Source organism: Rhodococcus sp. EPR-134 (assembly GCF_001647205.1).
GTDB classification, from domain to species: Bacteria; Actinomycetota; Actinomycetes; order Mycobacteriales; family Mycobacteriaceae; genus Rhodococcus_F; species Rhodococcus_F qingshengii.
Window position 1 is genome coordinate 1 of the sequence record NZ_LVCT01000553.1, and the last position, 5,237, is coordinate 5,237.

At 62.7% G+C, this 5,237-nt stretch carries 6 protein-coding genes and 1 pseudogene; 4 read left to right on the top strand and 3 right to left on the bottom strand.

From position 1 onward, the window contains the following. From A2J01_RS36560 to A2J01_RS24835, 3 genes and pseudogenes are all read right to left on the bottom strand, one after another. Positions 1–202 (bottom strand): annotated as a pseudogene (locus A2J01_RS36560) (Ig-like domain-containing protein); the annotation flags it as partial. Between the two features lie 363 nt (positions 203–565). After that, entirely contained in the window at positions 566–1,819 is a 1,254-nt protein-coding gene (gene serS, locus A2J01_RS24830) for a serine--tRNA ligase (RefSeq protein WP_064113807.1), read from the bottom strand. Positions 1,820–1,884: 65 nt separating this feature from the next. Next, entirely contained in the window at positions 1,885–2,280 is a 396-nt protein-coding gene (locus A2J01_RS24835) for an ankyrin repeat domain-containing protein (RefSeq protein WP_003945404.1), read from the bottom strand. 70 nt (positions 2,281–2,350) lie between these two features. On the opposite strand from A2J01_RS24835, the gene A2J01_RS24840 reads away from it, so the two are divergent. From A2J01_RS24840 to A2J01_RS24855, 4 genes are all read left to right on the top strand, one after another. Next, positions 2,351–3,457, top strand: a complete 1,107-nt coding sequence (locus A2J01_RS24840; RefSeq protein WP_082900957.1) for a septum formation family protein — start codon at positions 2,351–2,353, stop codon at positions 3,455–3,457. A 3-nt stretch (positions 3,458–3,460) separates the two neighbouring features. Continuing rightward, a complete protein-coding gene (locus A2J01_RS24845) occupies positions 3,461–3,811 on the top strand; it encodes a metallopeptidase family protein (RefSeq protein ID WP_007736028.1) in 351 nt (116 codons plus the stop codon). A 134-nt stretch (positions 3,812–3,945) separates the two neighbouring features. Next, positions 3,946–4,245 carry a PE family protein gene (locus A2J01_RS24850; protein ID WP_003945399.1) on the top strand — a complete coding sequence of 100 codons (300 nt, stop codon included), beginning with the start codon at positions 3,946–3,948 and terminating at the stop codon, positions 4,243–4,245. A gap of 60 nt (positions 4,246–4,305) precedes the next feature. Beyond that, positions 4,306–5,237, top strand: a 932-nt coding sequence (locus A2J01_RS24855; RefSeq protein ID WP_064113808.1) for a PPE domain-containing protein, incomplete at its 3' end; no start/stop codon positions are given.

Here is a 5,237-nt window from a genome sequence, read left to right on the forward strand (position 1 = left end):
CAGAAGCCGGGGCGTCGACCGTGATGAGGTTGTCGGTGACCTTGTGGACGTCTCCGATAATCGATCCGGCAACGCACGCTGTTTTGAAACCGGTGGTCGAGATAGCAGCTGACGCGGGCGTGCCGACCAGTAGCATTCCGGCGACCATGGCGGTTCCGGTTATGGGCACGGCGAATCGCCGCAACTGAGAGATTTGGGGCATGGGCACTTCCTTCGGAAGGGCAAACATGAGCAGTGGATTCGGACAAAACGTGTGCGCGCCGTCACAACATAACGAAAAAACTAGTACGTGTACTACTTTTGGCAAGACACTTGTCCAATTCACCCCGGACTCACCCTCGTATCACCAGACGCGGGATGGAAAAGCAGGGTATGGAAACTCGATTGAACGCAAAACTATCGCCAAAGCAGCCCATCGACAACGCTTTTGGTGGTCACCGCGCCAATCGGCGGGAAAAAGTTGATATTTCGTCAGTTCAGAAAAAGTTCCAAACCTACCAGTACGAAAGTACGAAAAGGGCCGCGACGGAGTCCGTCGCGGCCCTGATTGTGTTGGTTCAGCGTGTCAGCGAAGCACATCCGTGCCGACAAACGGCACCAATGCCTCGGGCACTCGCACCGAGCCGTCGGCCTGCTGATGGTTCTCGAGAATCGACACGATCCAGCGCGTCGTAGCCAAGGTGCCGTTGAGAGTGGCGGCCGTCTGCGGCTTGCCGTTCTCGTCGCGGTACCGAACTCCGAGGCGGCGGGCCTGGAACGTCGTGCAGTTGGACGTCGATGTCAGCTCGCGGTAGGTGCCCTGCGTCGGGACCCATGCCTCGCAGTCGAACTTACGCGCAGCCGAAGAACCGAGGTCTCCGCCGGCGACGTCGATCACGCGGTACGGAACGTCGATGGCCGCCAACATGTCTCGCTCCCACCCTAGGAGACGCTGGTGTTCGGCGTCGGCGTCCTCGGGACGGCAGTACGTGAACATCTCGACCTTGTCGAACTGATGAACACGGATGATGCCGCGGGTGTCCTTGCCGTAGCTTCCGGCCTCGCGGCGGAAGCACGACGACCAACCGGCGTAGCGCTTAGGGCCTTCGTTCAGTTCGAGGATCTCGCCCGAGTGGTAGCCGGCCATGGGTACCTCGGAAGTTCCGACGAGGTACAGGTCGTCATCCTGCAAGTGGTAGCTATCGTCCGAGTGAGCACCGAGGAAGCCGGTACCGGCCATGATTTCCGGGCGTACGAGCACCGGCGGAATCATCATCGTGAATCCGTTGGCGATCGCCTTCTGCGCAGCCAACTGCAGCAGTCCGAGCTGGAGCATGGCCCCGTAGCCGGTCATGAAGTAGAAGCGCGAACCCGAAACCTTGGCGCCGCGTTCCATGTCGATCAGGCCGAGCGACTCGCCCAGCTCGAGGTGATCCTTCGGCTCGAAGTCGAACTTCGGAATCTCACCGACGTGTTCGAGAACGATGTAATCGTCCTCGCCGCCGGCCGGCGCACCTTCTTGTACGACGTTGGAAATCGCGCGGTGTGCGGCGTCGAGCGCGGCCTGCGCCTCGTGCTGCGCGGCCTCGGCTTCCTTGACCTTTGCCGCCAGTTCCTTGGAACCTTCGAGCAGTGCGGGACGCTCCTCCGGAGATGCCTGTCCGACCTTCTTGCCGAAGGCCTTCTGCTCTGCACGGAGGTTGTCTCCGGTCAGAACGGCAGCGCGTCGGGACGCGTCGGCTTCGAGCAGAGCGTCGACCAGTCCTGGATCTTCTCCACGGGTGCGCTGCGACTCGCGGACGATTTCGGGGTTCTCACGGAGAAACTTGAGGTCAATCACGACTTCGAACTTTACCCACTCACTGCAGCTCTCCGACGGTCACGTCCACGTCGGAGAGGGAGAGATCACGATTCGAGCAGACTCAGGTAGTCCTCGCGTCCGAACATCCGAGCCGCGTCGACGGCAGTCGGGTGTCCACCTTTCGGGTCGGCTCCCCCGCTCACCAGCGCTTTCACCACCGCATCCTCACCCTTGAAGACCGCTCCGGCAAGGGGCGTCTGGTTCTTGTCGTTGGGCCGGTTGACGTCGGCGCCGCGCTCGATCAGGGCAACGACGGCGTCAGCGTGACCGTGGTACGCCGCCAACATGACGAGCGTGTCGCCACTCTCGTTGGTCAGATTGACGGGAACTCCGGCATCGACGTACGACGCCAGCCCGGCTGCATCACCGGTTCGTGCCATGTCGAAGAGCCGGCCCGCCAGCTCGACAGCCTCGGGATCGAGTGGGGTGTTTTCGCTCATGACTACAAAATACTCACAGACGCGATTGTGAGTTTTGTAGTGAAGGTTCGATATCGCCACGGCAACAGGCATGATGGAATCGATGTCCGAAGACAAGATCGAGAAGTCGCCAGATCCGGCCGATCCCCAGGGGACGCCGGCGAAGAAAACTGTCTCCGCGAGTCGCACCCGTCGGGTCCTGGCTGCTGTGGCGGTAGGTGCGGTGGGCGCCGCGATCGCAACGATCGCGATTTCCGGTGGATTGAACAAGGACGACTCGTCCTCGGTCAGTGTCAGTGGCGGTGGTCCCGCAGCGACGGGATCGACTCGCGACGACGCCTTCACCGCGGCTGCGGCCGGCGACTGTCTCAACTGGACGCCTGCGACCGAGTCGGGCGGAGACCGCACGGACATGTCGAAGGTTCAGTGCGGAACTGAACACCGCTTCGAGGTAGCCGGACCACTCGACCTCTCGGTGTTCCCGGGTGCCGAGTTCGGCCCCGGTTCCCGGTACCCGGGCGCCCTTCGATTCGCCGAACTACGCGACGAGCACTGCACACCCATCGTCATGTCCTACCTCGATTCGAAATTCGATCCCAAGGGCAAGTTCAGCGTCGGCTTGATGTTCCCGAGTGAATCGGGTTGGGCTTCGGGCGAGCGCGCACTGCGTTGCGGGTTGCAGTTCTCGACCACGACCGGCGAGCTACAACCGTTCGTTGGCCGCGTGGCGGACCAGGACCAGTCGAACGTGTGGGACGTCGGCACGTGCATCGGCATCAACCAGAACCTCCCCACCGATCCGGTCGATTGCGCGAAACCGCATGCATACGAGGTTATTTCGGTGATAGACCTCGGCACTCAATTCCCGGGCGCAATGCCGTCGGTCGAAGATCAGGACCGCTATCTCGAGGGCGTCTGCACTCAGGCGTCCAACGAGTACCTTGGTTCCGCAGACGCGCTTCGCGACAAGACGCTGACACTGTTCTGGGACAACATTTCACTGGAAAGCTGGTTGGCCGGCAGCCGCCGAGTCAATTGTTCGATCGGCAAAGAGGTCGAAACCGGCGGGTTTGCCGCGATCACCGGAAGCGCCAAGGGCGACATCCTGATCAACGGCGCCGCTCCGGTCCCGCCACCCGCTGCACCGGAAGGTCGGTCGTTGCCGACGCCGTTGCCCGGCGCAGCTCCGCCGTCGTAAGCCATGACGGTAACTATGACGCCCGACCGGTTCGAGGAACTGGTCGGCGAGGCGCTCGATCTGATTCCGCCCGAACTTGCCAAGGCAATCGACAATGTCGTGGTGCTTGTCGAAGCACGTGACGAGGAAGAGCCGGGGCTGCTCGGTTTGTATCAGGGCGTCGCTCTGACCGAGCGGGATTCTCATTACGGTGGGTACCTGCCGGACACGGTCACTATTTTCCGCGATTCGATACTCGACATCTGCGCATCCGAGGACGAGGTTGTTCACGAGGTTGCCGTGACCGTCATCCACGAGATCGCGCACTACTTCGGCATCGAAGAAGACAGATTGCACGAACTCGGCTGGGGCTGAGGGCAAAGTCGTCCGATTTCGGGGGGAACCAAAAGCGGGCGGTAGGCATCAAAGTATGTGCGGGGGGATATCGACGGCTGTGCGCACGGCCTCCCGACCACTTATCCGCCCTGGTCAGGAAGGAGTTCGGCACTATGCACGTCGACCCTCAAGCCCTAGTTGCCGCCGCAATGGAACTCGAGTCTGCGGCGACGCGATTGCGCGGAATCGTCTCTACTGCGCAGCCGACGCTACGCGTTCTCCCAGCGGGATCCGAAGAAGTGTCCGGTAGCGCGGCAAATTACTTCAACACCATCTCGGGCAGCCTTGCCTCGTCCACCGATCGGGCAATCGAGGAGCTCACCGCGGCTGCGGCAGCTCTGCGCAAGAATGCAGCTGCCTACGAGCTCGAAGACCAGCTCACCAAGTCCAGCCTGGCAGCCGCACCGATCTGATCGACAGAAATCGAGCTCGGTAACTCGGCAACACAGTCACACTTCCTGGGGGGAAGAACAATGGTCGGCATCACCGGCGTCATCTGGTATCCACGGGGCGCAGCACCCAACTCCGCAGCACTGGTCGCCGGAGCCGGGCCGGTCCCTCTCGGCGTGGCGGCCGGGGCCTGGTCCACCGTGTCGTCCGGACTGACCGACACCGCTGCATCAATCTCTCGCGTGATGGCGGACCTTCGCACCGGGTGGTCCGGAGAAGCAGCGGATGCCGCATTGAGCAAGTTCGCGCCGTTTCAGGAATGGGCTGCTGCTGCCGCGTTGCTCGCGGGAGAAACTGCAGGTAAGGCCCAGGTGCAGTCCGGTTCGTACACGGTTGCCACCCTCGCCATGCCGTCCCTGGCCGAGATTGCAGCAGTTCAAGCGGCCAAGGTCGCCGCGTATTCCATCGGCGGGGCGCTGGTAGGCGGAGCCGCTGCAGCCGAGGCTGCCGAAGAAGCTCTCAAAATTCGAGCGGCGGTGACAATGGAAACGTACGACGCCGCAACGGCCCATCTGGCCGTGCAGCAGAACTTCGACTCACCACCGTCCATCGCGGAACCCACAGCTGGGGCATCCGCTTCGGCCGAAAGCCCAGGCAGCGCCGCACGACAGTCCGTCGTGCAAGCGGCATCCACGCTCGCTGACGCAATCGCGGATCCCGTGCGCGCCGCCACCGCTGCTGTCGCATCCGTAGTTTCCAACCCGGTATTTGCCGCCGCTGCCTCACAGGCCGGTGCCATCTCCGGTGGAGTTGCCACCGCAGCCAGCGCCACCACCACCGCAGTCACAGGCGCCACCACTGCCGCATCAGCTCTCGCGACGGCAGGAGCAGGACTCACCGGACTGGGCGGCGCGGGACTCAGCGGCGCAAGACTCGGCGCTTCCACACCATCACTGTTCGGCACCCCGTCGGCAAGCCGGGCACCGGCACAGGTCAGCGCAGCTTCCGCGACCAC

Bases quoted from the DNA above. Each gene is read 5' to 3' on its own strand.
- A2J01_RS24850 (WP_003945399.1), top strand. From the start codon at position 3,946: ATGCACGTCGACCCTCAAGCCCTAGTTGCCGCCGCAATGGAACTCGAG.
- A2J01_RS24845 (WP_007736028.1), top strand. From the start codon at position 3,461: ATGACGGTAACTATGACGCCCGACCGGTTCGAGGAACTGGTCGGCGAG.
- A2J01_RS24840 (WP_082900957.1), top strand. From the start codon at position 2,351: ATGATGGAATCGATGTCCGAAGACAAGATCGAGAAGTCGCCAGATCCG.
- A2J01_RS24835 (WP_003945404.1), bottom strand. From the start codon at position 2,280: ATGAGCGAAAACACCCCACTCGATCCCGAGGCTGTCGAGCTGGCGGGC.